At 46.3% G+C, this 20986-nt stretch carries 18 protein-coding genes; 12 read left to right on the top strand and 6 right to left on the bottom strand.

The window, feature by feature from the left end; all coding sequences use genetic code 11:
* Positions 1–183 precede the first annotated feature (183 nt).
* Positions 184–1029 carry a DMT family transporter gene (locus BFC17_RS09520; protein ID WP_070176192.1) on the top strand — a complete coding sequence of 282 codons (846 nt, stop codon included), beginning with the start codon at positions 184–186 and terminating at the stop codon, positions 1027–1029.
* 34 nt (positions 1030–1063) lie between these two features.
* Here BFC17_RS09520 and BFC17_RS09515 read toward each other — a convergent pair whose 3' ends face one another.
* The gene (locus tag BFC17_RS09515; RefSeq protein ID WP_070176191.1) at positions 1064–1375 is read right to left on the bottom strand and encodes a hypothetical protein; all 312 of its coding nucleotides are present in this window, start codon (positions 1373–1375) and stop codon (positions 1064–1066) included.
* Between the two features lie 527 nt (positions 1376–1902).
* A complete protein-coding gene (locus BFC17_RS09510) occupies positions 1903–2355 on the bottom strand; it encodes a winged helix-turn-helix domain-containing protein (protein WP_070176190.1) in 453 nt (150 codons plus the stop codon).
* A 617-nt stretch (positions 2356–2972) separates the two neighbouring features.
* Between BFC17_RS09510 and BFC17_RS09505 the strand changes: the two genes are divergently transcribed.
* A complete protein-coding gene (locus BFC17_RS09505) occupies positions 2973–4403 on the top strand; it encodes a flagellin N-terminal helical domain-containing protein (protein WP_070176189.1) in 1431 nt (476 codons plus the stop codon).
* A gap of 181 nt (positions 4404–4584) precedes the next feature.
* On the top strand, positions 4585–5148 hold the full coding sequence (locus tag BFC17_RS09500; protein WP_070176188.1) for a hypothetical protein: 564 nt from the start codon (positions 4585–4587) through the stop codon (positions 5146–5148).
* 22 nt (positions 5149–5170) lie between these two features.
* Here the strand turns inward: BFC17_RS09500 and yfaE are convergent, their stop codons facing one another.
* The 4 genes from yfaE to ubiG form a co-directional block, all read right to left on the bottom strand.
* Positions 5171–5443 carry a class I ribonucleotide reductase maintenance protein YfaE gene (gene yfaE, locus BFC17_RS09495; protein ID WP_070176187.1) on the bottom strand — a complete coding sequence of 91 codons (273 nt, stop codon included), beginning with the start codon at positions 5441–5443 and terminating at the stop codon, positions 5171–5173.
* A 9-nt stretch (positions 5444–5452) separates the two neighbouring features.
* Positions 5453–6583 carry a class Ia ribonucleoside-diphosphate reductase subunit beta gene (nrdB, locus tag BFC17_RS09490; RefSeq protein ID WP_070176186.1) on the bottom strand — a complete coding sequence of 377 codons (1131 nt, stop codon included), beginning with the start codon at positions 6581–6583 and terminating at the stop codon, positions 5453–5455.
* A gap of 63 nt (positions 6584–6646) precedes the next feature.
* A complete protein-coding gene (nrdA, locus tag BFC17_RS09485; protein WP_070176185.1) occupies positions 6647–8968 on the bottom strand; it encodes a class 1a ribonucleoside-diphosphate reductase subunit alpha in 2322 nt (773 codons plus the stop codon).
* A gap of 428 nt (positions 8969–9396) precedes the next feature.
* Complete coding sequence (ubiG, locus tag BFC17_RS09480; protein ID WP_070176184.1) at positions 9397–10110, bottom strand: bifunctional 2-polyprenyl-6-hydroxyphenol methylase/3-demethylubiquinol 3-O-methyltransferase UbiG; 714 nt, start codon at positions 10108–10110, stop codon at positions 9397–9399.
* A gap of 289 nt (positions 10111–10399) precedes the next feature.
* Here ubiG and gyrA point away from each other — a divergent pair, with 289 nt between their 5' ends.
* The 9 genes from gyrA (at position 10400) to pyrF (ending at position 20869) form a co-directional block, all read left to right on the top strand.
* Positions 10400–13081 (top strand): DNA topoisomerase (ATP-hydrolyzing) subunit A, encoded by a 2682-nt coding sequence (gyrA, locus tag BFC17_RS09475; protein WP_070176183.1) that lies wholly within the window; start codon positions 10400–10402, stop codon positions 13079–13081.
* Positions 13082–13230: 149 nt separating this feature from the next.
* A complete protein-coding gene (gene serC / locus BFC17_RS09470) occupies positions 13231–14316 on the top strand; it encodes a 3-phosphoserine/phosphohydroxythreonine transaminase (RefSeq protein WP_070176182.1) in 1086 nt (361 codons plus the stop codon).
* A gap of 2 nt (positions 14317–14318) precedes the next feature.
* Positions 14319–15602 carry a 3-phosphoshikimate 1-carboxyvinyltransferase gene (gene aroA, locus BFC17_RS09465; RefSeq protein WP_070176301.1) on the top strand — a complete coding sequence of 428 codons (1284 nt, stop codon included), beginning with the start codon at positions 14319–14321 and terminating at the stop codon, positions 15600–15602.
* Positions 15603–15782: 180 nt separating this feature from the next.
* Entirely contained in the window at positions 15783–16454 is a 672-nt protein-coding gene (gene cmk / locus BFC17_RS09460) for a (d)CMP kinase (protein WP_070176181.1), read from the top strand.
* 116 nt (positions 16455–16570) lie between these two features.
* The gene (gene rpsA / locus BFC17_RS09455; RefSeq protein ID WP_070176180.1) at positions 16571–18241 is read left to right on the top strand and encodes a 30S ribosomal protein S1; all 1671 of its coding nucleotides are present in this window, start codon (positions 16571–16573) and stop codon (positions 18239–18241) included.
* A 90-nt stretch (positions 18242–18331) separates the two neighbouring features.
* Complete coding sequence (gene ihfB / locus BFC17_RS09450; RefSeq protein WP_070176179.1) at positions 18332–18619, top strand: integration host factor subunit beta; 288 nt, start codon at positions 18332–18334, stop codon at positions 18617–18619.
* A 122-nt stretch (positions 18620–18741) separates the two neighbouring features.
* A complete protein-coding gene (locus BFC17_RS09445; protein ID WP_070176178.1) occupies positions 18742–18996 on the top strand; it encodes a lipopolysaccharide assembly protein LapA domain-containing protein in 255 nt (84 codons plus the stop codon).
* 5 nt (positions 18997–19001) lie between these two features.
* On the top strand, positions 19002–20162 hold the full coding sequence (gene lapB / locus BFC17_RS09440) for a lipopolysaccharide assembly protein LapB (protein ID WP_070176177.1): 1161 nt from the start codon (positions 19002–19004) through the stop codon (positions 20160–20162).
* Positions 20162–20869: an orotidine-5'-phosphate decarboxylase gene (gene pyrF / locus BFC17_RS09435; RefSeq protein ID WP_229680902.1), complete on the top strand. Its 708-nt coding sequence runs from the start codon at positions 20162–20164 to the stop codon at positions 20867–20869. Before lapB ends, pyrF begins: the two co-directional genes overlap by 1 nt.
* The last annotated feature ends 117 nt before the right edge of the window (positions 20870–20986 follow it).

The raw sequence follows: 20986 nt of genomic DNA, 5'->3' as shown, positions 1-20986 counted from the left end.
ATTGATATTTAATAGAATATGTCGTTATTGGTTAAGTCGCTTGCTACATTGGGTAATTTTTATCGTTTACCCGGTCTGTGTTTACACAGTGGTATCACCGACCTCAGTAGCATAGCCATAAGGCGCTATTCCGGTTATGGTGAACCACGCAACAATCTGTTAACAGGTGTTTAGGGAAGCGGTATGGCGTTAATTAAACTGGTATTTCTGGCTGCACTGGCAATGACAGCCTTTGCGGCTAACTCGTTATTGTGCCGTATGGCGCTGGTAGAAACTGACATTACGCCAGCGGCCTTTACGTTCTGGCGATTAGCCAGTGGTGCGGTGATATTAATGCTTTTGGTGGTTATGCGTAACCATAAACCGTTGCAGGAAGGTAACGCTATATCGGCATTGGCCTTATTTATTTATGCCGCTGGCTTTTCGTTTGCTTACATTAGTATGACCGCAGGTGCCGGTGCATTACTGTTGTTTGGCGCGGTGCAAATCACCATGATCAGCTGGGGATTGTTAAAGGGCGAACGCATGAGCGCCTTGCAGTGGGGGGGATTTCTGCTGGCGTTAGTTGGCCTTATTTTATTACTGCTGCCAAATGCTGCTGTGCCGCAACTCTCCAGTGCTTTGCTGATGATTACCGCAGGCATCGCCTGGGGTGTGTATTCTTTGCGTGGAAAAGGCGCGAAATTACCTATCGAAGCCACCGCAGGCAATTTTATTCGCGCCACGCCTATGGCTGTGGTACTGCTTGCTTTTTTCTGGCCGGATAATACATTGCAATGGGATGGTATTGCTTACGCGGTGGCTTCAGGTGCCATAGCGTCTGGTATGGGCTATGCGCTCTGGTATTCCATATTGCCGCATATAGCCGCAATTAAAGCGGCCACTTTGCAGCTATCGGTGCCTGTTCTGGCGGTTATTGCTGGCTGGCTGTTATTAAATGAAGCCATCACACTAAGAATTGCACTGAGCTCAGGTCTTGTGCTCGGCGGTGTGGCACTGGTGATATGGATAAAACAACACAAGGCCTGACTAACCACTAATGGTTTATCAATCCGTAATGGGTTTATCGCTGAGCCGTTAGATTGGCACAGCTGACATCAGGTGTTGGTGTTCCTGAAAGATATGCCATCAGTTCATACAAAATCATTCCGTAAGAGTCTTTACACTGAAAACCAACCCGCTTTTCCTGATGGAGTTCAAATACCACGCGTTCAGCTTTCGAAGCTGAACGCGAGGCGAGCTGATCGGTTGTTGCATTGCCGATACTTGTGATTGTTGGGGATGTGGAGGTGGATACGATTTCTTCAGCGTTTAATTTGCCTGCAAATATCACGCACATAAAAATGGTAACAATTGGGCGAAGGTGAAATTTCATTAATTAGCACTCCCTGTTTGATACGAATAGTGATTTTCGTTGTTTAAACTGATACTGTTAAGTCTTTACGTTTTATTTGCCTCATGTATTTCTAAGCGCAATCCATAGTGCTCATCCATTGTTAACAGAAACACAAGCTACAGCTCTAATATATTTACTGGCGCATCCTAATTCCTGAGAAAAAAGTGAAAAAAATATGAAGTTTCAGAAACACTACAGGTAAAAAACGGGGCAATTTTTGTTTGATAAGGGTATTAGGATATGCTCGACTCTAGCCATATTAAAGCCATAAACTTTGTATATTAAGTACGCTAATTAATTGATTAATTGAAATATTTACATTTCAAAACTCAACTTAAATATTAAGTAAACAGTATGACTTATTCGGTTAAATAACATTACCCGAAAGATAAGTTCCTCGTTAACCGGAAAAGAGTTAATGATTTAATATTCATGATTGGAGTAAAGGCATCGCGTCAGTCTGCCTTTGAAACAGTTTACTGAGATGGACTTTGCCTGAAGGAAACTCAGTTAGAAGTAATAAACAAATAAGCCATTAAACCCAGAGCTATGCATGCGACAATGCTAATTGCGCCTGCTTTAAAGGAGATTTTAAAGGCTATTGGTTTGCTGTTTTGACTAGTTGTTTTTGTCGCAGTCGATGCTTCCCGGGTAATGGATTCAAGAAGGTCAAAATTGAGTTTGTAGCCTTTTTTGGGAATAGTCTCGACTGACTTTTCTAAACCTCCCAGTGATTCTCGCAGAGCACGTCGTAAATCTGAAATGGCGCGGGTAATGAGTTCGTCTGATACGAACTCCCGGCTCCAGGCCTCATCAAGAAGGGTTTCCCTGGTTACTACTTCATTTTTATTTTCCAGCAACAGCTTTAAAACGGCCATGACCTTAGGACTGACCCTGTTCGAGGAAGTGTAGGAGATGATATTTTCATCAAAGTTGATTACAAGTCCATTGATTTCCATCGACAGCGATTTCCCTGATTCTGCTTCCGCGACTGTCTGGAAACTGTGTATGAGATAGGAGCGGCTATGCCACTTCTTGTAACATTAAGTTAATATCAATAGACAATAAATCGCAAGTCTGCTTAAAAATTAAACAGTCAGAAAGTCAGAGGTTTCATAAGAGAATTAAAAATTACCTATTTAAATCATTTGCTTTGGTTTAAGTCACTGAAATTATCTGAGCCTAACATATTTGAAAAATTTATCGTTACAACTGCTTGCTCTCAACATCATAGACACTGTCGTCACTCCTGCCGTTATCATAAAAAACGTCATACTTATGGTGAGCCGGTTGTGCTAATGGTAGCGACTGCCGAATGCATAAGCTCACCTTTGTCGTTGCCACCAATAGGGGTTGATGTGTTTGTATCGGTAAAATGAGACAGCTTTCTTAATAACGCTGCATGCAGTGCGTGGCGCAAATCATGAATACAGATAAGCGCTTCAAACGGTTGTTTATGAGCTTTGAATTCCGTTCAATTGCTATTTTCAATCAACAAGTTAAGTGAAAACTATACTAAAGGTAAAGGACGACAGGCCGATACGGATACAAGGAAGTCGTGAAGTAGTCATGGAAGATGTCATTACTTATTGGTCATAATCAGTCGGCGCTTAACATACAACGTCAGTTGTTTTCGTCAACAACTCGACTGGACCAGTCTTTTGAGCGCCTTTCCTCTGGTTTTCGCATCAACAGCGCTGCCGATGACGCAGCCGGATTACAAATAGCCGATAGGCTGCAAAGTGATGTGATATCAACCCGTCAGGTGGTGCGTAATCTCAATGATGGTATTGGCTACGCGCAAATTGCCGAAGGGGCGTTAGATGAGGTTAGCACTGCGTCTCAACGAATGCGCCAGCTTGCTGTACAGGCGCAAAATGGTATTCATTCCGACAGCGATCGTCAGGCGCTGGACAAAGAGTTTCAGCAATTAAAAAAAGAAATTGATCGAATCGCCAACGAGACTGAAGCCTTCGGTCGCCATCCGTTATTATCACCAACAGCCCTTCTGTTTGGCAACAACTCACCTGACAATGTGACTTTGGGTTCAGGTCAGCAGATAGTGAATAATTTGCCATTTAGCGGCAGTGGTAACGATTTTTACTTTATACCGGCAAACTCTGAGAATATACGCTTTACCTTTGATTCTTATGGTTTGGATGATGATATCCACCTTTTCTCTACTAGCGGCGAGCATTTAGCGGGGGTAGAGGTACCGGCGGCCGGTGACCCGCTGGCCGACTTTAACTGGCAGGATCTTGGTCTTGATTTAAGTAATATTGATTCGGCTTTTCTGACTACCAGTAATGGATTTAGTTCCGGAGCCAGTTACGACGCAAGTAACATCAATGCTGCTAGTGCTGTTGGTACTTCACTCACTTACAGTGGCGACGGAGACCTGAACAATGACGGTCTAATTAATAGTGGCGAGACGGTTATAGAGGTCATTACGTTAACAGGTACCACTAATCAGGATATCATACTGGCGGTTTCAGGGCAGAGTTCGGGAAGTGCTTATCAGGGACAAATATCCTGGGATCGGTTAGGCGGTGTAGCCAGTGCAGCTATTCAGGAAGCTGAGTTTGCTGCAGAAAATCCGGAAAAGGATGTGAAAATTACCACGTCTGCAGCCATTAATGCCCCCCAGGATTATCACGAAATTGCCAAAACGCCGGCCACCGCTGCGGATTTGGGGCTCACCGGGTTATCGTTAAGTACACAGCAGCAGGCAGAAGTTGCTTTGAATGCGCTGTCTGAGGCTATTGATGATATTGGTGAAAAGCGCGCTGGTTATGGTGCCGTGCAAAATGCCATGCAATCCAACTTAAGAAATCTGTCGATTCGTGTCGAAAACACGCGGGCGGCACAGTCACAAATTATGGATACTGATTACGCCAGCGAAACAGCCACCTTGGCAAAAAACCAAATCATTCAACAGGCCAGTCACTCGTTACTGAGTCAGGCTAACCAGCGGCCGGAAATTGCTTTATCTTTGTTGAACGGCTAGAAACCCAGTTTACTTTTTAAATGATTGAGTGGCTTAGAGTAGCAGTGACTGTTATTGTCGCCACGCAATGGGTAATTGCAGCTCAAATAATAACTGGCTAGACTCAGCCTTATGTTTAAACGTTGGCTCATAAAACATTTTCCTGAATAAGCAGTAACAGATTAATTAAAAGGATTGAAACATGAAAAAGTACTGTCTTTTAGGGGTAGTTCTTACTCTAATTGCCTGTCAGACAACCAGTTATACTTTCAATGGCGTCTCTTATTCAACGCCAGCTGCAGCGATAGCGGCCAGTGACAGTTTTAACGACCAAATTGTTGCTGCGATGACTGAATCGAAAACGCCATTGAGCTCAAGTCTTAAAGTGGTGTTGCCATCACCGTCACTCACAAAAGCCAAAGGGTTTATTACCTCCGGGCCAACGCCCGGAGAGACTCAACTGAGCTATCTGGAACAGATTGTTTATTCCGGGCAACATGTGGTTGTTGAAGCTCTGCGTAAACATAATTTGTTTAAATCGGTTAATGAAGCGCGCAGCGATACCCCGCATTTATCTTCAACAGATAATGAGGACTATTTGTTATGGTTTCAGTATAACGAGACGGATAGTGCGGCTGGCTGGTATTTAAAATCAGCGAAGACAGGCAATTCAGTTCCAGTGTTGTTCGATAACATGGACGGGGGAACTGATGCTATGAAGTCGTTAATTGAAGGAATTGAAATCGCTGTTAAAAAGCTTAATTAGTAAGTAATAAGTGTCTGGAATTTCAAAAATTAATTTTTATTTTAAGATGAGAACTTGGCTTACAGCAACATGGCAGGATTTCATTATCATCCATAAACGCAAGTGGATCTGTGGTGTACTCAACGTCACCTTCCAGCAGGGTGGTGCGACAGGCGCCACAAAACCCTTCGCGGCAATGGTATTGCACGTCAATCCTGTGAGATTCAAGGCTTTCCAGCAGCGTTTTATCGGGTGATGCGGTCACCGTTACCGTATCGACAATGTCGATACGGTAGGTGTTATCGCGGTCGGTCATTGCCTGTTGTTAGAGTTCGAAATCGGCGAAGTCGTCTTCACTTACGGCTGAGTCAATCTGACCCACCAGATAAGAGCTGATTTCGGATTCCTGTGGCGCAACCTGAACATTATCGGAGATCAGGTAATTGTTCATCCATGGTAGCGGGTTGCTGGTTACTTCGTAAGGCTGGCCCATACCAATAACGGCCATACGCTGGTTAGCGATATATTCTACATACTGACACAGAATTTCTTTATTCAAACCAATCATGGAACCGTGCTGGAACAGGTATTCTGCCCATTGTTTTTCCTGCTCTACGGCTTTCATAAAGATTTGCTTAGCTTCTTCGGCGCACTCTTCAGCAATCTCAGCCATCTCCGGATCATCTTTACCCTTGGCCCACAAATTCAGAATATGTTGGGTAGAGGTTAAGTGCAGGTTTTCATCACGGGCAATCAGACGAATGATTTTTGAGTTACCTTCCATCAGTTCGCGCTCGGCAAATGCAAAAGTACAGGCAAACGAAACGTAAAAACGAATGGCTTCCAGTGCGTTAACCGAGTTCATGCACAAAAACAGCTTTTTCTTAAGCTCACGCATGTTAACCGGATAGGGCTGGCCCTCATTGGTATACATGCCTTCGCCCTGGGTTTGCCATAGCTGAGTGGCGTAAATCAGATCGTCATAATATTTTGAAATATCGGTAGCACGACGCTTAATTTCGTCGTTGACCACGATATCTTCAAAAATCGAACTGGGATCGGTAAACAGGTTACGCAGAATGTGTGTGTAAGAACGCGAGTGAATGGTTTCGAAAAACGACCAGGTCTCAACCCAGGTTTCCAGCTCAGGCAGCGAAATAATCGGTAAGAACGCGATATTAGGGCTGCGACCCTGTACTGAATCCAGCAGTGTCTGGTATTTCAGGTTAGAGATGAAAATGTGCTTTTCTGAATCAGTCAGTTTTTGAAAATCCACCCGGTCACGGGTCACATCCACTTCTTCCGGACGCCAGAAAAAGCTGATTTGCTTTTCGATAAGTTTTTCAAAAATTGAGTGTTTTTGTTGGTCGTAACGAGCTACGTTAACCGGATTTCCAAAAAACATCGGCTCATCGAGCTGATTCACATTTTGCTGATTAAACGTGGTGTATTTCATATTTTATTATCACTTCGCTAGCGCAATAAGTTGCCCGGCTGACGCCGGGCAAATAAGCAATTATTATATTTTACAAGCACCGCCGGCGCAGTCGTCGTCTTCTTCAATAACGACTTCCTGAGCAGCAGGTTTAACCGCAGCGGCTGAGGTAGTTTCAACCGGCGCATCGGCCGCACCATCACGGGTGTTATGGTAATACAGGGTTTTTACCCCCAGCTTGTACGCGGTTAATAGGTCTTTTAACAGCAAGCGCATAGGCACTTTGCCGTTTTCGTACTTAGACGGGTTGTAGCTGGTGTTAGCCGAGATTGTCTGATCAACAAACTTCTGCATAATGCCGCACAGTTGCAGGTAACCGTCATTTGACGGGATATCCCACAACAGCTCGTACTGTTCCTTCAGACGCTCATACTCTGGCACAACCTGCTTAAGCACACCGTCTTTACTTGACTTGATACTGATGTGACCACGAGGTGGTTCAATACCGTTCGTCGCATTAGAAATTTGTGACGAGGTCTCTGATGGCATTAACGCCGACAGAGTTGAGTTACGCAGGCCATATTCAACGATGTCTTTACGCAGTCCTTCCCAGTCTAAATGCAGCGGTTCGTTGCAGATAGCGTCGAGGTCTTTTTTGTACGTATCAATGGGCAGCACGCCTTGTGAATACGTAGTCTCGTTAAATTTAGGACAGGCGCCTTTTTCTTTAGCCAGATTGTTTGATGCCTTAAGCAGATGATACTGCATGGCTTCAAAGGTTTTATGGACCAGGCTGTTGGCACTAAAGTCAGAGTACTTAACGCCATTCTTAGCCAGATAGTAGGCAAAGTTAATCACGCCTATACCCAGGGTACGGCGGTTCATGGTGGCATTGTAAGCAGCTGGTACCGGGTAGTCCTGATAATCCAGCAGGCTGTCCAGTGCGCGAACGGCCAGATCCGACAGTTCTTCAAACTCGTCCAGCGACTGAATTGCACCTAAGTTAAAGGCCGAAAGCGTACACAGGGCAATTTCGCCGTTCTCGTCGTTAACGTGCTCAAGCGGCTTGGTCGGTAACGCAATTTCCAGACACAGGTTGCTCTGACGAACCGGTGCTACCTTAGGATCAAACGGGCTATGGGTATTACAGTGATCCACGTTTTGCAGATAGATACGACCAGTGCTCGCACGTTCCTGCATAAACAAACCAAACAATTCCATCGCTTTAATGCGCTTCTTGCGAATAGATTCGTCCTGCTCGTACTTAACGTACAGCTCTTCAAATTTAGGCTGGTCGGCAAAGAAGGCGTCGTACAGGCCAGGTACATCTGATGGGCTGAACAGCGTGATGTAATCGTCTTTCATCATGCGCTGATACATCAGCTTGTTGAATTGTACACCGTAATCCAGGTGACGAACGCGGTTTTCTTCTACACCACGGTTGTTTTTCAGTACCAGCAGTGATTCAACTTCCAGATGCCACAGCGGGTAGAATAAAGTCGCTGCGCCACCACGAACACCACCCTGAGAGCAGCTTTTAACCGCTGTCTGGAAGTATTTGTAAAAAGGAATGCAACCGGTGTGGAATGCTTCGCCGCCACGGATTGGGCTGCCCAGTGCACGAATGCGACCGGCATTTACACCAATCCCAGCACGCTGGCTGACATACTTAACAATAGCGCTGGCCGTGGCATTAATGGAATCCAGACTATCGCCGGTTTCAATTAATACGCATGAGCTGAACTGACGGGTAGGGGTACGTACACCAGACATAATCGGTGTTGGTAACGACAGTTTGAAAGTCGATGACGCATCATAAAAACGACGCACATACTGCAAACGGGTCTCTTTCGGGTAGTTGGCAAATAAACAGGCCGCTACCAGAATGTAAAGGAACTGCGCGCTCTCATAGATTTCGCCGGTAACCCGGTTTTGTACCAGGTATTTACCTTCCAGCTGTTTTACGGCTGCGTAACTAAAATTCATGTCGCGCCAATGGTCAATGTAGCTGTCCATTTCGGCGAACTCTTCCGGCGAATAGTCTTCCAGCAGGTGAGTATCGTATTTACCCATATCAACCATGCGTGCCACATGATTAAACAGCTTAGGCGGTTCAAATTCGCCAAAGGCTTTTTTACGCAGGTGGAAAATCGCCAGGCGAGCAGCAAGATACTGATAATCCGGTGCTTCAATGGAAATAAGGTCAGCCGCAGATTTGATCAGGGTTTCGTGAATTTCGGCGGTTTTGATGCCGTCATAAAACTGAATGTGGGCTTTAATTTCTACCTGTGAAACAGAGACGTTTTTTAGTCCTTTCGCTGCCCAGGTAATAACTTTGTGAATTTTATCTAGATCAATGGGCTCTTGTTCACCATTGCGTTTGGTGACTGATAAATTGTTATTCATTTTAGTGGCCGTTTGTCAGTTAGCGCTTGTCGCGGGGCAAGTGTGCACTGCCCAATTTGTTTTAAATTATTAATTTCGAAGGGATCCATTGGCGATCGCTTCGATCCGTGAATGTTTAATCCGCCTGAGAAATACCAACCCAGCTGGTTTTTTTAAACAAGACTGCCATCGGATAACCACAAGATAGTGAGGTTTTGCCTTTAATGCAACCCAATATCTGGTGCTTAATTCACCGATCAAATCAATGGCATCAAAAGGTTAGTAGTGACTAACTGTTTATGTTTGAACAAAGCGATATTTGTCTGAATGCAAGCACTTTTGACTTTTTTTACGATCGCTTAAAACAAATTATTTGGATTATTTAATTTTTATGAAATTGCGATATATAGTGCCCACTTTTATTTGTGGACACTACATCTAGTGTCTCGTCAAGATTTTTCACATTGCAAAATGTAGTTGACGTCGACGTTTCGATCCGATAAGACGAAAGCCTGATTGAAAGGATCAAAATGTAATCCGGTAGCAGATCGCGTAAACAATCCTGCCTGATCGGCCATTCTGATCAGTTCCGAAGGTTTAATAAAGCGCTGATACTGATGGGTGCCTTTGGGCACCCATTGCAACATATATTCGGCTGCCACAATGCCCATTAAGTAAGACTTCAGATTGCGGTTAAGCGTAGAGAAAAACACTTTGCCACCAGGTTTTACCAACCGTGCACAAGCGTGAATAACAGATTCCGGATCCGGTACGTGTTCCAGCATTTCCATACAGGTCACAATATCGAAGGAACCCGGCTGTTCATCAGCCAGTGATTCTACGCTAATACACTGATAATCTACTTTCACCCCGGTTTCCAGACTGTGCAGCTGAGCTATCTCCAGTGATGCGCTGGCCATATCGATGCCAGTAACCTCTGCGCCGCGAACGGCCAGTGATTCGGCCAGGATCCCGCCACCGCAACCAACATCCAGTATGCGCTTGCCAAATACACCCTCGGCCTGAGTTTCGATATAAGAAAGGCGTAACGGATTAATAGCATGCAGCGGTTTAAACTGGCCTTCCGGATCCCACCAGTGGGCGGCAATCTCTGAAAACTTATCGATTTCCGATTGATCTACATTGAGTTGTTTTTCGGTCATGAGAGTTAGTAGCTAATTTCGTAGGATTAAAAAAACAACCGTACATTACCGTAAATCGAATCTCTGCACATGGCTTATTTACGCCAGTTTGCAGCAAGTGCACAAAAATTAAACGCTTGGCAGAATCGTTCACAGGAACGTTGCATTAATACTACATAAATACAGATTTGGGTGATAAACTCATTGGTTAATTAGAAGACCCCCAATGCGTGATCAAGGGGCGCCTGATGCACGGGTATCAGGATGTCGGACGATTACGACAAACTTATAATAAGGGACCAAGCAGTTTATGACTGATAACGCCAAAGAAATTCTCCCCGTTAATATAGAGGAAGAGCTAAAAACGTCGTATCTGGATTATGCGATGAGCGTTATCGTTGGGCGCGCACTGCCTGACGTACGTGATGGCTTAAAACCGGTACACCGTCGTGTACTGTTTGCCATGAATGAGTTAAAGAACGACTTTAACAAGCCTTATAAAAAATCTGCCCGTGTGGTAGGTGACGTTATCGGTAAATATCACCCCCATGGTGATTCTGCGGTTTACGACACCATCGTACGTATGGCGCAACCATTCTCGTTGCGATATATGCTGGTAGACGGGCAAGGTAACTTTGGTTCGGTTGATGGTGACTCCGCCGCTGCGATGCGTTACACCGAAGTCCGTATGGCAAAAATAGCGCACGAACTGCTGGCCGACTTAGATAAAGAAACCGTAGATTTCGTACCCAACTACGATGGTACCGAGCAAATCCCTGATGTATTGCCAACCAAAGTACCCAACTTACTGGTTAATGGTTCTTCTGGTATTGCCGTGGGTATGGCAACCAACATTCCGCCGCACAACCTGACCGAAATCGTTAATGGCTGTATTGCCCTAATTGACGAGCCGTCACTGGATGTTGATCAGTTAATGGAATACATCCCGGGTCCGGATTTCCCGACTGCGGCATTAATCAGTGGTCGTAAGGGGATTGTGGACGCGTACCGCACCGGTCGCGGTAAAATCTACATGCGCGCCCGCGCCGAGATTGAAACCGAGGATAACGGTAAAGAAACCATTATCGTTACCGAAATCCCGTATCAGGTAAACAAAGCCCGCTTAATCGAGAAAATCGCTGAGCTGGTAAAAGAAAAACGTATCGAAGGCGTTTCAGCGCTGCGTGATGAGTCAGATAAAGACGGCATGCGCATAGTGGTTGAAGTTAAACGTAACGAGTCGGCCGAAGTCCTGCTTAACCATTTATATGCGAATACCCAACTGCAAACCGTGTTTGGTATTAACATGGTTGCGCTGGATAACAACCAGCCGAAGGTGTTTAACCTCAAAGAAATACTGCAGGCGTTTATTCTGCACCGTCGTGAAGTGGTTACCCGTCGTACCGTTTACGAACTGCGTAAAGCCCGCGACCGTGCCCATATCCTTGAAGGTCTGGCGATTGCGCTGGTTAACATCGATCCGGTAATCGAATTAATTAAAGCCTCGCCAAGTCCGTCTGAAGCTAAGCAAGCGTTAGTGGCAACTGGCTGGGAGCTGGGTAATGTAGCCGACATGCTGCAACGTGCAGGTAACGATGCGGCGCGTCCTGACTGGTTAGAGCCAGAATTTGGTATTCGCGATAACAAATATTACCTGACCGAGCAACAGGCACAGGCTATCCTGGACCTGCGTTTACATAAGTTAACCGGTCTCGAACACGAGAAAATCCTCGACGAGTACAGACAGCTGCTTGAGCTTATTGCTGAGTTATTACACATTCTGGGCAGCCCTGAACGTCTGATGGAAGTTATTCGTGAAGAGCTGGAAAAAATCCGCGATGAATTTGGTGACGAACGTCGTACCGAAATTACCGCAGCCAGCCATGATATCGATTTAGAAGATCTGATCGAACGTGAAGACGTAGTGGTAACCCTGTCTCACGAAGGTTATGTGAAGTATCAGAAACTCTCCGAGTACGAAGCCCAGCGCCGTGGTGGTAAAGGTAAATCAGCAACGAAGATGAAAGACGAAGATTTCATCGAAAAACTGCTGGTTGCCAATACCCACGATCACATTCTGTGCTTCTCGACCCGTGGTCGCCTGTACTGGCTGAAAGTTTACCAGCTGCCGCTGGCCAGCCGTAATGCCCGCGGTCGCCCAATCGTGAACATTCTGCCATTGGAAGCCGATGAACGTATCACTGCGATACTGCCAATTAAAGAGTTTGAAGAAGATAAATTCGTACTCATGGCAACGGCCGCCGGTGTGGTGAAGAAAACCAGCCTGACTATGTACTCTCGTCCTCGTTCTAGCGGTATCATTGCGGTTAACCTAAACGAAGGTGATGAGTTAATTGGCGTAGCCATTACTCACGGCGATGATGACATCATGTTGTTCTCTGATGCCGGTAAAGTAGTACGCTTTAACGAAAAACTGCGCGATTCTGAAACCGGTGCTGTGAAACTGGATCCGGAAACAGGCGAAGAACTGCTGGCACTGCGTCCAATGGGACGTACGGCAACGGGTGTTCGCGGTATTAAGATGCCGGACGACCAGAAAGTCGTGTCACTCATCGTGCCTCGTGGTGATGGCGCAATCCTTACAGCCACCGAAAACGGCTACGGTAAGCGTACACCACTGGACGATTACCCGGCCAAGAGCCGTGCGACCCAGGGCGTTGTGTCTATCAAAGTCTCTGAGCGTAACGGTAAGGTTGTCGGCGCGGTTCAGGTCGACGAAAATGACGAAATCATGCTAATCAGCGATGCCGGCACACTGGTAAGAACCCGGGTAAGTGAAGTGTCTACCGTTGGGCGTAATACCCAGGGTGTGAGACTAATTCGTACCGGCGACAGTGAGCACCTGGTCGCGCTACAGCGAATCGAAGAAATTGATGACGCTGAGCTGATAGAAACAGAAGACGGTGAAGCTGAAACCGTCGAAACAAACGCCGCACAAGACGGCGCTGATGAGCCAACGACAGACGAATAATCCTGCGTAAAAGGATACAAAAAGCATACAAGCGGCTCTGATTGCCGCTTGTTTTTTAGTGTATGAAAATATCAATCCGCTAACCTTACAGGGCCTGGTCGCTCGCAAAGACGGGCAGATTGATATTTCCTAATAACTTTAAGAAGCTCATGAAAAACGTATTCAATTTTAGTGCTGGTCCGGCAATGTTACCTGCAGCTGTTATGGCGCAGGCTCAACAGGAATTTATCAACTGGCGTGACAGCGGTTGTTCTGTGATGGAAGTCAGCCACCGTGGCGCAGACTTTATCGAGATTGCAGCGCAAGCCGAACAGGATCTGCGCGATCTGATGAACGTACCGGAAAACTTCAAAGTTTTGTTTTTGCAAGGCGGCGGTCGTGGCCAGTTTGCAGCGGTACCACTGAATATCTCTACGCAGGATGATACCTCGCTGCATCTGGTGAGTGGCTCGTGGTCAAAGGGAGCGGTTGCTGAGGCTGCTAAATACAATAATGCAAAGGTTATTGGCGAAGTGACTGAGCACAATGGCTTTCAGTACATGGCTAAGCCAGCGGCTGCCGATATCGATCAAAGCGCGGCCTACTTGCATTTTTGCCCTAATGAAACGGTAGACGGTATCGCGTTTGATTGGCTGCCTGAAGCAGGCGATGTACCACTGGTAGCCGATATGTCATCTAACATTTTGTCTCGTCCCGTAGATGTCAGCAAATATGGCATCATCTACGCAGGCGCGCAGAAGAACATTGGTCCTTCTGGTTTATCCGTAGTGATCGTCCGCGAAGATTTGGTAGGCAAAGCCCGTCAAAGCACACCGTCTATCTTCGATTACGAACTGATGGCCAAAAACGACTCAATGTACAACACGCCGCCAACGTTCTCCTGGTACCTGGCTGGTCTGGTGTTTAAATGGCTTAAGGCCCAGGGTGGCGTAGAAGCCATGGCAAGTCTGAACCAGCATAAAGCCGATACATTATATAAAGCCATCGATGAGTCGTCGTTTTATCGCAATAATGTGCACCCCGAGAACCGTTCTATCATGAATGTGCCATTCCACCTGGCTGATCCTGCGCTGGATAAAGTGTTCCTGGAAAAGTCTAAGGAAGCCGGATTACTCGCATTGAAAGGGCATCGCTCGGTAGGCGGTATGCGTGCCAGTATCTACAACGCCATGTCTATTGACGGTGTTGAAGCGCTGGTCAGCTTTATGAAAGACTTCGAGGAGAAGCACGCATGAGTTTGGCGCAGTTAACGTTACAGCCGGTCAAAAAAATCGACGGTACCGTCAACGTGCCTGGCTCCAAGAGCCTGTCTAACCGCGCGTTATTACTGGCGGCTTTAGCCAAAGGCCAGACTCGTCTGACTAACCTGCTGGACAGTGACGACATTCGCCATATGCTGGATGCGCTCAAATTACTGGGCGTTGAGTATGTGTTAAGTGACGATAAAACAGAATGTACCGTTACCGGGCTGGGCGGTGCATTTAACGTTGCCGAAGCGTTAACCTTATTTTTAGGTAACGCCGGCACCGCGATGCGCCCATTATGTGCTGCACTGGCGGCGTCAAACGTGAGTGTAGAACTTACCGGCGAGCCGCGGATGGAAGAGCGTCCCATCGGTGACCTGGTTGATTCATTGCTGGAAGCCGGTGCCGATATTCAGTACCTGAAAAATCCGGGCTATCCACCGCTTAAAATTAATGGCGGCCAGTTAAAAGGCGGCGAACTGTCAGTAGATGGCAGTGTTTCCAGCCAGTTTTTAACCGCATTATTAATGGCAGCGCCGTTGTTTGCAGAAGATACTACCATCTCAATTAAAGGTGAGCTGGTATCCAAGCCGTATATTGATATTACTCTGGATACCATGGCCAAATTTGGCGTATCGGTAGACAACCAGGATTATCAGCGTTTTGTCATTAAAGCCGGTCAGCTATATGTGGCACCTGAAACCTTTATGGTTGAAGGGGATGCTTCATCAGCGTCCTATTTTCTGGCGGCGGGTGCAATTAAAGGCGGTACGGTTAAAGTTACCGGTATTGGTAAACAAAGTATTCAGGGCGATATCCGTTTTGCGGATGTGCTGGAAGCCATGGGTGCTAAGGTTGAATGGTTTGATGATTGCGTTGTTATTCACGGTGCGCCATTAAAAGGCGTGGATATGGACATGAACCATATCCCGGATGCGGCGATGACTATTGCAACCACCGCGCTGTTTGCTGAAGGGGAAACCTGTATCCGCAATATTTATAACTGGCGGGTAAAGGAAACCGATCGCTTGTTTGCTATGGCGACCGAGCTGCGTAAACTCGGCGTTGAGGTAGAAGAAGGGCATGATTATATTCGTGTGACGCCATCAGCGGAACTTAAGCACGCGGCTATCGATACCTATAACGATCACCGTATTGCCATGTGTTTCTCACTGGTTTCACTGAGCGAAACACCGGTTACCATTAACGATCCTGGCTGCACAGCTAAAACTTTCCCCGATTACTTCACCCGTTTTGCCACAATCTGTCATCGCTAAGACAGAATATAAGGCTATGATTCCGTTCGCTGGTTGGTTAACCAGTGAGCGGAAGCAACAGACTTAAGTATTATGCACTGGTATTTATTGACGTGTGTCATTGCCTATTTGGCTTACACGCGTATAATTGCGCCCGTTTTCGAGTTCTTATTAACATTTTATTAAATAACTGGAGCAGGTATGCATCCAATACCCGTAGTAACGGTAGATGGTCCTAGTGGCGCAGGGAAAGGCACGTTAAGTGCACTAATTGCCGAAAAATTAGGTTGGCACTTACTGGATAGTGGCGCGATTTATCGCGTGCTTGCCGTTGCCGCCATGCACCATGACTTACCGGTAGATGATGAAGCGGCAGTGGTTCCGCTGGCCTCTGGTCTTGACGTCAGTTTTGAAATTGACAACGAACAGCGCCGCGTTGTGCTGGAAGGTGAAGACGTTACTGACGCCATTCGTACTGAAGAAGTAGGTGCGGTTGCGTCACAAATTGCCTCGCTGGCCCGAGTGCGTGAAGCACTGTTACGCCGCCAACGCGCGTTTCAGCAAACGCCGGGCCTGGTGGCCGATGGTCGGGACATGGGTACCGTGGTGTTCCCCGATGCCAACGTTAAATTATTCCTGACCGCCAGCGCTGAAGCCCGAGCGGAGCGTCGATATAATCAGTTGAAAGATAAAGGCCTGGATGTTAATATTGCGCGCCTTTTAACCGATATCAAGGCTCGGGACGACCGCGATGCGAACCGTTCTATTGCACCTCTGGTACCGGCAGAAGACGCTGTAATCATCGATTCGACAGATTTGGACATTAACCAAGTCTTTGAAAGTGCAATGGAAATCATCAACTCAAGACGTTAAGCGTAAGAGTCGGTTTACCATCGCAATCGTTGCCACAGGACGTGGTGACTCTGTTTAATAACCCCACGTTATCCGGATTGAAATGTGGATGTCAACTTAAATTATTTACTAATCATATGACTGAAAATTTTGCACAACTTTTTGAAGAGAGCTTACAAGAACTGGAAACTCGTCCTGGTTCAATTGTAAAGGGTACTGTAGTTTCAATTGATAAAGACATCGTTCTTGTTGACGCTGGTCTCAAATCAGAAAGTGCTATCCCAGCTGAACAATTTAAAAATGCCGAAGGCGAATTAGAAATCGCTATCGGTGACGAAGTCGACGTAGCGTTAGACGCAGTAGAAGACGGCTTTGGTGAAACTATCCTGTCTCGTGAAAAAGCTAAGCGTCACGAAGCGTGGGTTGAGCTGGAAAAAGCTTACGAAGATAAAGCCACTATCAAGGGTGTTATCAACGGTAAAGTTAAAGGCGGTTTCACTGTTGAAGTTAACAGTGTACGCGCGTTCCTGCCAGGTTCACTGGTTGACGTACGTCCGGTACGTGATACTACTCACCTGGAAGGCAAAGAGCTTGAATTCAAAGTAATCAAGTTAGATGCTAAGCGTAACAACGTTGTTGTTTCTCGTCGTGCTGTTATCGAAGCAGAAAGCAGTGCAGAGCGTGAAACTCTTCTGGCTAACCTGGAAGAAGGTCACGAAGTTAAAGGTATCGTTAAGAACCTGACTGACTACGGTGCATTCGTAGATCTGGGCGGTGTTGACGGCCTGCTGCACATCACTGACATGGCTTGGAAGCGCGTTAAGCACCCAAGTGAAATCGTAAATGTTGGTGACGAAATTAACGTTAAAGTGCTTAAGTTCGACAAAGACAAGCAACGTGTATCTCTGGGCATGAAGCAAATGGGTAACGATCCATGGCAAGAAATTGCTCAACGTTACCCAGAAGGCACTAAGATCACTGGTCAGGTAACTAACCTGACTGACTACGGTTGTTTCGTAGAGATCGAAGACGGTGTTGAAGGTCTGGTTCACGTTTCTGAAATGGATTGGACTAACAAGAACATCCACCCATCTAAGGTTGTTAACCTGGGCGATTCTGTTGAAGTTATGGTTCTGGAAATCGACGAAGAACGTCGTCGTATTTCTCTGGGTCTTAAGCAGTGCATCGATAACCCATGGGAAACTTTCGCTAAGTCACACGAAAAAGGTGACAAAGTGTCTGGTAAGATCAAGTCAATCACTGACTTCGGTATCTTCATCGGCCTTGACGGCGGCATCGATGGTCTGGTTCACCTGTCTGACATTTCATGGAACAAGTCTGGTGAAGACGCTGTTCGTGACTATAAGAAAGGCGACGAAATCTCTGCAGTTGTACTACAAGTCGACCCAGAGCGTGAGCGTATCTCTTTAGGCGTTAAGCAAATTGAAGAAGATCCGTTCAACAAGTACCTTGCAGATACTAAGAAAGGTGCTATCGTTGTTGGTACAGTTACAGCAGTTGATGCCAAAGGCGTTACTGTAAACCTGGCTGAAGAAGTTGACGGTTACATTCGTGTAGCTGACCTTTCTCGTGACCGCATCGAAGATGCGTCTGAAGTTGCTAGCGTTGGCGACAGCATCGAAGCGAAGTACACCGGTGTAGACCGTAAGAACCGCATCGTAAACCTGTCTGTTAAAGCTAAAGACCAGGCTGACGAGAAAGAAGCAATCGATAAAGTGAACCAGCAAGAAGACGCTGGCTTCGCAAACGCGATGGCTGAAGCTTTCAAAGCAGCGAAAGGCGAATAAGCTTTTTGTGACATCAGGTATACGGTAAAGCCGTATACCTGACCTGTTCATGTAGCTGTTTGATGGATAATATGACAAAGAGGTTCACACATGACCAAGTCTGAATTAATTGAGCGGCTCGCTGATCAGGCACGCCACATCCCGGCAAAAGAATTAGAAACAGCTATCAAGGAAATGTTGGAGCAGATGGCGCAAACCTTACAAAAAGGTGATCGCATCGAAATCCGCGGATTTGGTAGTTTTTCTTTGCATTACCGCGCACCACGCGTGGGTCGTAACCCTAAAACAGGCGAAACAGTAGAGCTGGACGGTAAATACGTTCCTCACTTTAAACCTGGTAAAGAGTTACGCGACCGGGTAAACGAATCAATTGCCTGATATTTATCTGAACAGATATAAACAAAAAGCACTGTAATCAGTGCTTTTTTTGTATCTGGATGCTGTAACAGGATCAACATTTTGTTATCCTGACTATTGTTATTAGTAATGGGGTCACACGCTTGAAAGGCTTAGCATTTTTACTTTGCATTATTGCGATACTGGTAATTGCGATTGCGGTAGGTTCACAGAACGATGCAGTGATCTCAGTCAATTATCTGATTGCGAAAGCAGAGATGACGGTAGCCACACTCATCGCCATTGCGTTAGGACTGGGTGTTGTGGTGGGCATTCTGGCTATTTTAAGTAGCTGGCTGACACTGCGGGTAAAACTCTTGCGAGCTCAGGCAAAACTCAACAAGCTGCAGAAAGAATAAGCACCATGCTGGAGCTGTTATTCTTATTGTTACCTGTTGCTGCCGGTTATGGATACATAATGGGGCGTAACAGTGTTCGTCAGGCCCAGCGTAAACAATCCAGTATTCTCTCAAAACACTATTTTCGTGGTTTAAATTTCCTGCTGTCTGATCAGCCCGACCGGGCCGTTGATACATTAATTAAAATGATCGACGTTAACAGTGACACTGTTGAAACCCACATCGCCATGGGGAATTTTTACCGTCAGCGTGGCGAAATCGATCGCGCAATCCGCGTCCATCAAAATGTGGTTAGCCGCGATGAAATTCAGGCTACCCAGCGAGAACTAGCGCTGAAAGAGCTGGGCCGCGATTATATGCAAGCAGGCTTTCTGGAACGGGCCGAAGGGGCCTTTGTCAGTCTGCTTAACAGCGACAAACATTTCGATTTTGCTCAGCAACAGCTCTTTGCTATTTATCAGACGACTAAAGAGTGGAGCCACGCCATCGAGTTGGCTGAAAAGATGCTGGCCGATAACGACGGCATACGTAGTAAGTTAGCGCACTTTTATTGTGAGCAAGCCCAGCTGGAGTTGGATAACGAAGATATTCCGGCTGCGCTGGCGTTATTGCAAAAAGCCGTCAACGTAGATGAAAAAGCAGTAAGACCCTGGCTGATGCTGGGTGAGGTGACTTTTGATCAGGGTCGCCTTAAAGAAGCCGGCGAATACCTGGTACAGATTGCAAACCGCGATAAAAACTGGTTTACCGAAGCCATTCCGCTACTGGAGCAAATTGCCAGTGAAACCGGCGAATGGCAGAAATTTGAACACTTGTTAAAAGAAAACTGGATCCAAAGCGCCACCTTGTATCTGGCAATGGTTGATGTGTTTTCCAACAAGGGAGAACTACAGCAAGCGGCGGATTACCTGTTTGACCAGTTACAAAAAACACCAACCATGCGTGGTTTTCATCGCTTAATGCAGCTGTACTGTGAGTTAAGTGATGATGCCAATGCGAAAGCAACCTACCAACAGTTGGGTGAACTGGTTGCGAAACAAATAGAACAACGTCCACGGTATCGTTGTAAGAGCTGTGGATTTTCGGGTCGCAAGTTATACTGGCTGTGCCCATCCTGTAAAAAGTGGGGGGTTGTTAACCCCATTAGAGGTTTAGACGGAGAGTAATGAGAATGAGCCAAGATGCCCGTGTGATTGTAGCGTTGGATTTTGATGATACCGATAAGGCCCTTGCCCTGGTTGATCAGTTGGATCCTACCGCCTGCAAGCTAAAAGTAGGCAAAGAGATGTTTACACTTTACGGTCCTGAATTTGTAAAATCACTCATTGCCCGGGGTTTTGATATCTTTCTTGATTTGAAATTTCACGATATCCCTAACACGGTAGCTAAAGCGTGCAAAGCGGCGGCCGAGATGGGGGTATGGATGGTGAATGTGCACGCAAGTGGCGGTAAGGAAATGATGATGGCAGCAAAAAAAGCCATTGCTGAATCGTCGCATCCGCAAACCAAACTTATCGCCGTAACAGTACTCACCAGCATGGATCAGTCGCAGCTAAACGATGTGGTACCTGATATCACGCCGGCCGAGCAGGTTAAAAAGCTGGCGCAACTTACTGCAGACAGCGGGTTAGACGGTGTGGTCTGTTCTGCTAAAGAGGCGGTAATGCTGCGTGAAACGCACAATACGGATTTTCTGTTGGTAACACCGGGCATTCGTCCTGCCGGCAGTGATGTTGGCGATCAAAAACGGGTAATGACACCGGTTGATGCTATCGAAGCTGGTGTTAGTTATCTGGTAATGGGGCGTCCTATTACACAGTCAGCCGATCCGCTGGCTACCTTAAAAACCGTTAACGACAGTATTAACGCGTAATACCTTTTCAAATGTGGGCTGGCAAAAATGTCAGCCCAGCCATTAAATCTCTCGCCGCCAGACATTTTTCTTTGTTTTTACGATCGAATTTGTAATTCGATAAGCATTTTCTTACGC

The sequence above is a fragment of the Marisediminitalea lipolytica genome, assembly GCF_001758465.1.
GTDB classification, from domain to species: domain Bacteria; phylum Pseudomonadota; class Gammaproteobacteria; order Enterobacterales; family Alteromonadaceae; genus Alteromonas; species Alteromonas lipolytica.
The sequence above is the reverse complement of the archived record's forward strand: the minus strand, read 5'-3'. Positions and strand labels throughout refer to the sequence as shown.

Bases quoted from the DNA above. Each gene is read 5' to 3' on its own strand.
- BFC17_RS09520 (WP_070176192.1), top strand. From the start codon at position 184: ATGGCGTTAATTAAACTGGTATTTCTGGCTGCACTGGCAATGACAGCC.
- BFC17_RS09515 (WP_070176191.1), bottom strand. From the start codon at position 1,375: ATGAAATTTCACCTTCGCCCAATTGTTACCATTTTTATGTGCGTGATA.
- BFC17_RS09510 (WP_070176190.1), bottom strand. From the start codon at position 2,355: ATGGAAATCAATGGACTTGTAATCAACTTTGATGAAAATATCATCTCC.
- BFC17_RS09505 (WP_070176189.1), top strand. From the start codon at position 2,973: ATGTCATTACTTATTGGTCATAATCAGTCGGCGCTTAACATACAACGT.
- BFC17_RS09500 (WP_070176188.1), top strand. From the start codon at position 4,585: ATGAAAAAGTACTGTCTTTTAGGGGTAGTTCTTACTCTAATTGCCTGT.
- yfaE (WP_070176187.1), bottom strand. From the start codon at position 5,443: ATGACCGACCGCGATAACACCTACCGTATCGACATTGTCGATACGGTA.
- nrdB (WP_070176186.1), bottom strand. From the start codon at position 6,583: ATGAAATACACCACGTTTAATCAGCAAAATGTGAATCAGCTCGATGAG.
- nrdA (WP_070176185.1), bottom strand. From the start codon at position 8,968: ATGAATAACAATTTATCAGTCACCAAACGCAATGGTGAACAAGAGCCC.
- ubiG (WP_070176184.1), bottom strand. From the start codon at position 10,110: ATGACCGAAAAACAACTCAATGTAGATCAATCGGAAATCGATAAGTTT.
- gyrA (WP_070176183.1), top strand. From the start codon at position 10,400: ATGACTGATAACGCCAAAGAAATTCTCCCCGTTAATATAGAGGAAGAG.
- serC (WP_070176182.1), top strand. From the start codon at position 13,231: ATGAAAAACGTATTCAATTTTAGTGCTGGTCCGGCAATGTTACCTGCA.
- cmk (WP_070176181.1), top strand. From the start codon at position 15,783: ATGCATCCAATACCCGTAGTAACGGTAGATGGTCCTAGTGGCGCAGGG.
- rpsA (WP_070176180.1), top strand. From the start codon at position 16,571: ATGACTGAAAATTTTGCACAACTTTTTGAAGAGAGCTTACAAGAACTG.
- ihfB (WP_070176179.1), top strand. From the start codon at position 18,332: ATGACCAAGTCTGAATTAATTGAGCGGCTCGCTGATCAGGCACGCCAC.
- lapB (WP_070176177.1), top strand. From the start codon at position 19,002: ATGCTGGAGCTGTTATTCTTATTGTTACCTGTTGCTGCCGGTTATGGA.
- pyrF (WP_229680902.1), top strand. From the start codon at position 20,162: ATGAGAATGAGCCAAGATGCCCGTGTGATTGTAGCGTTGGATTTTGAT.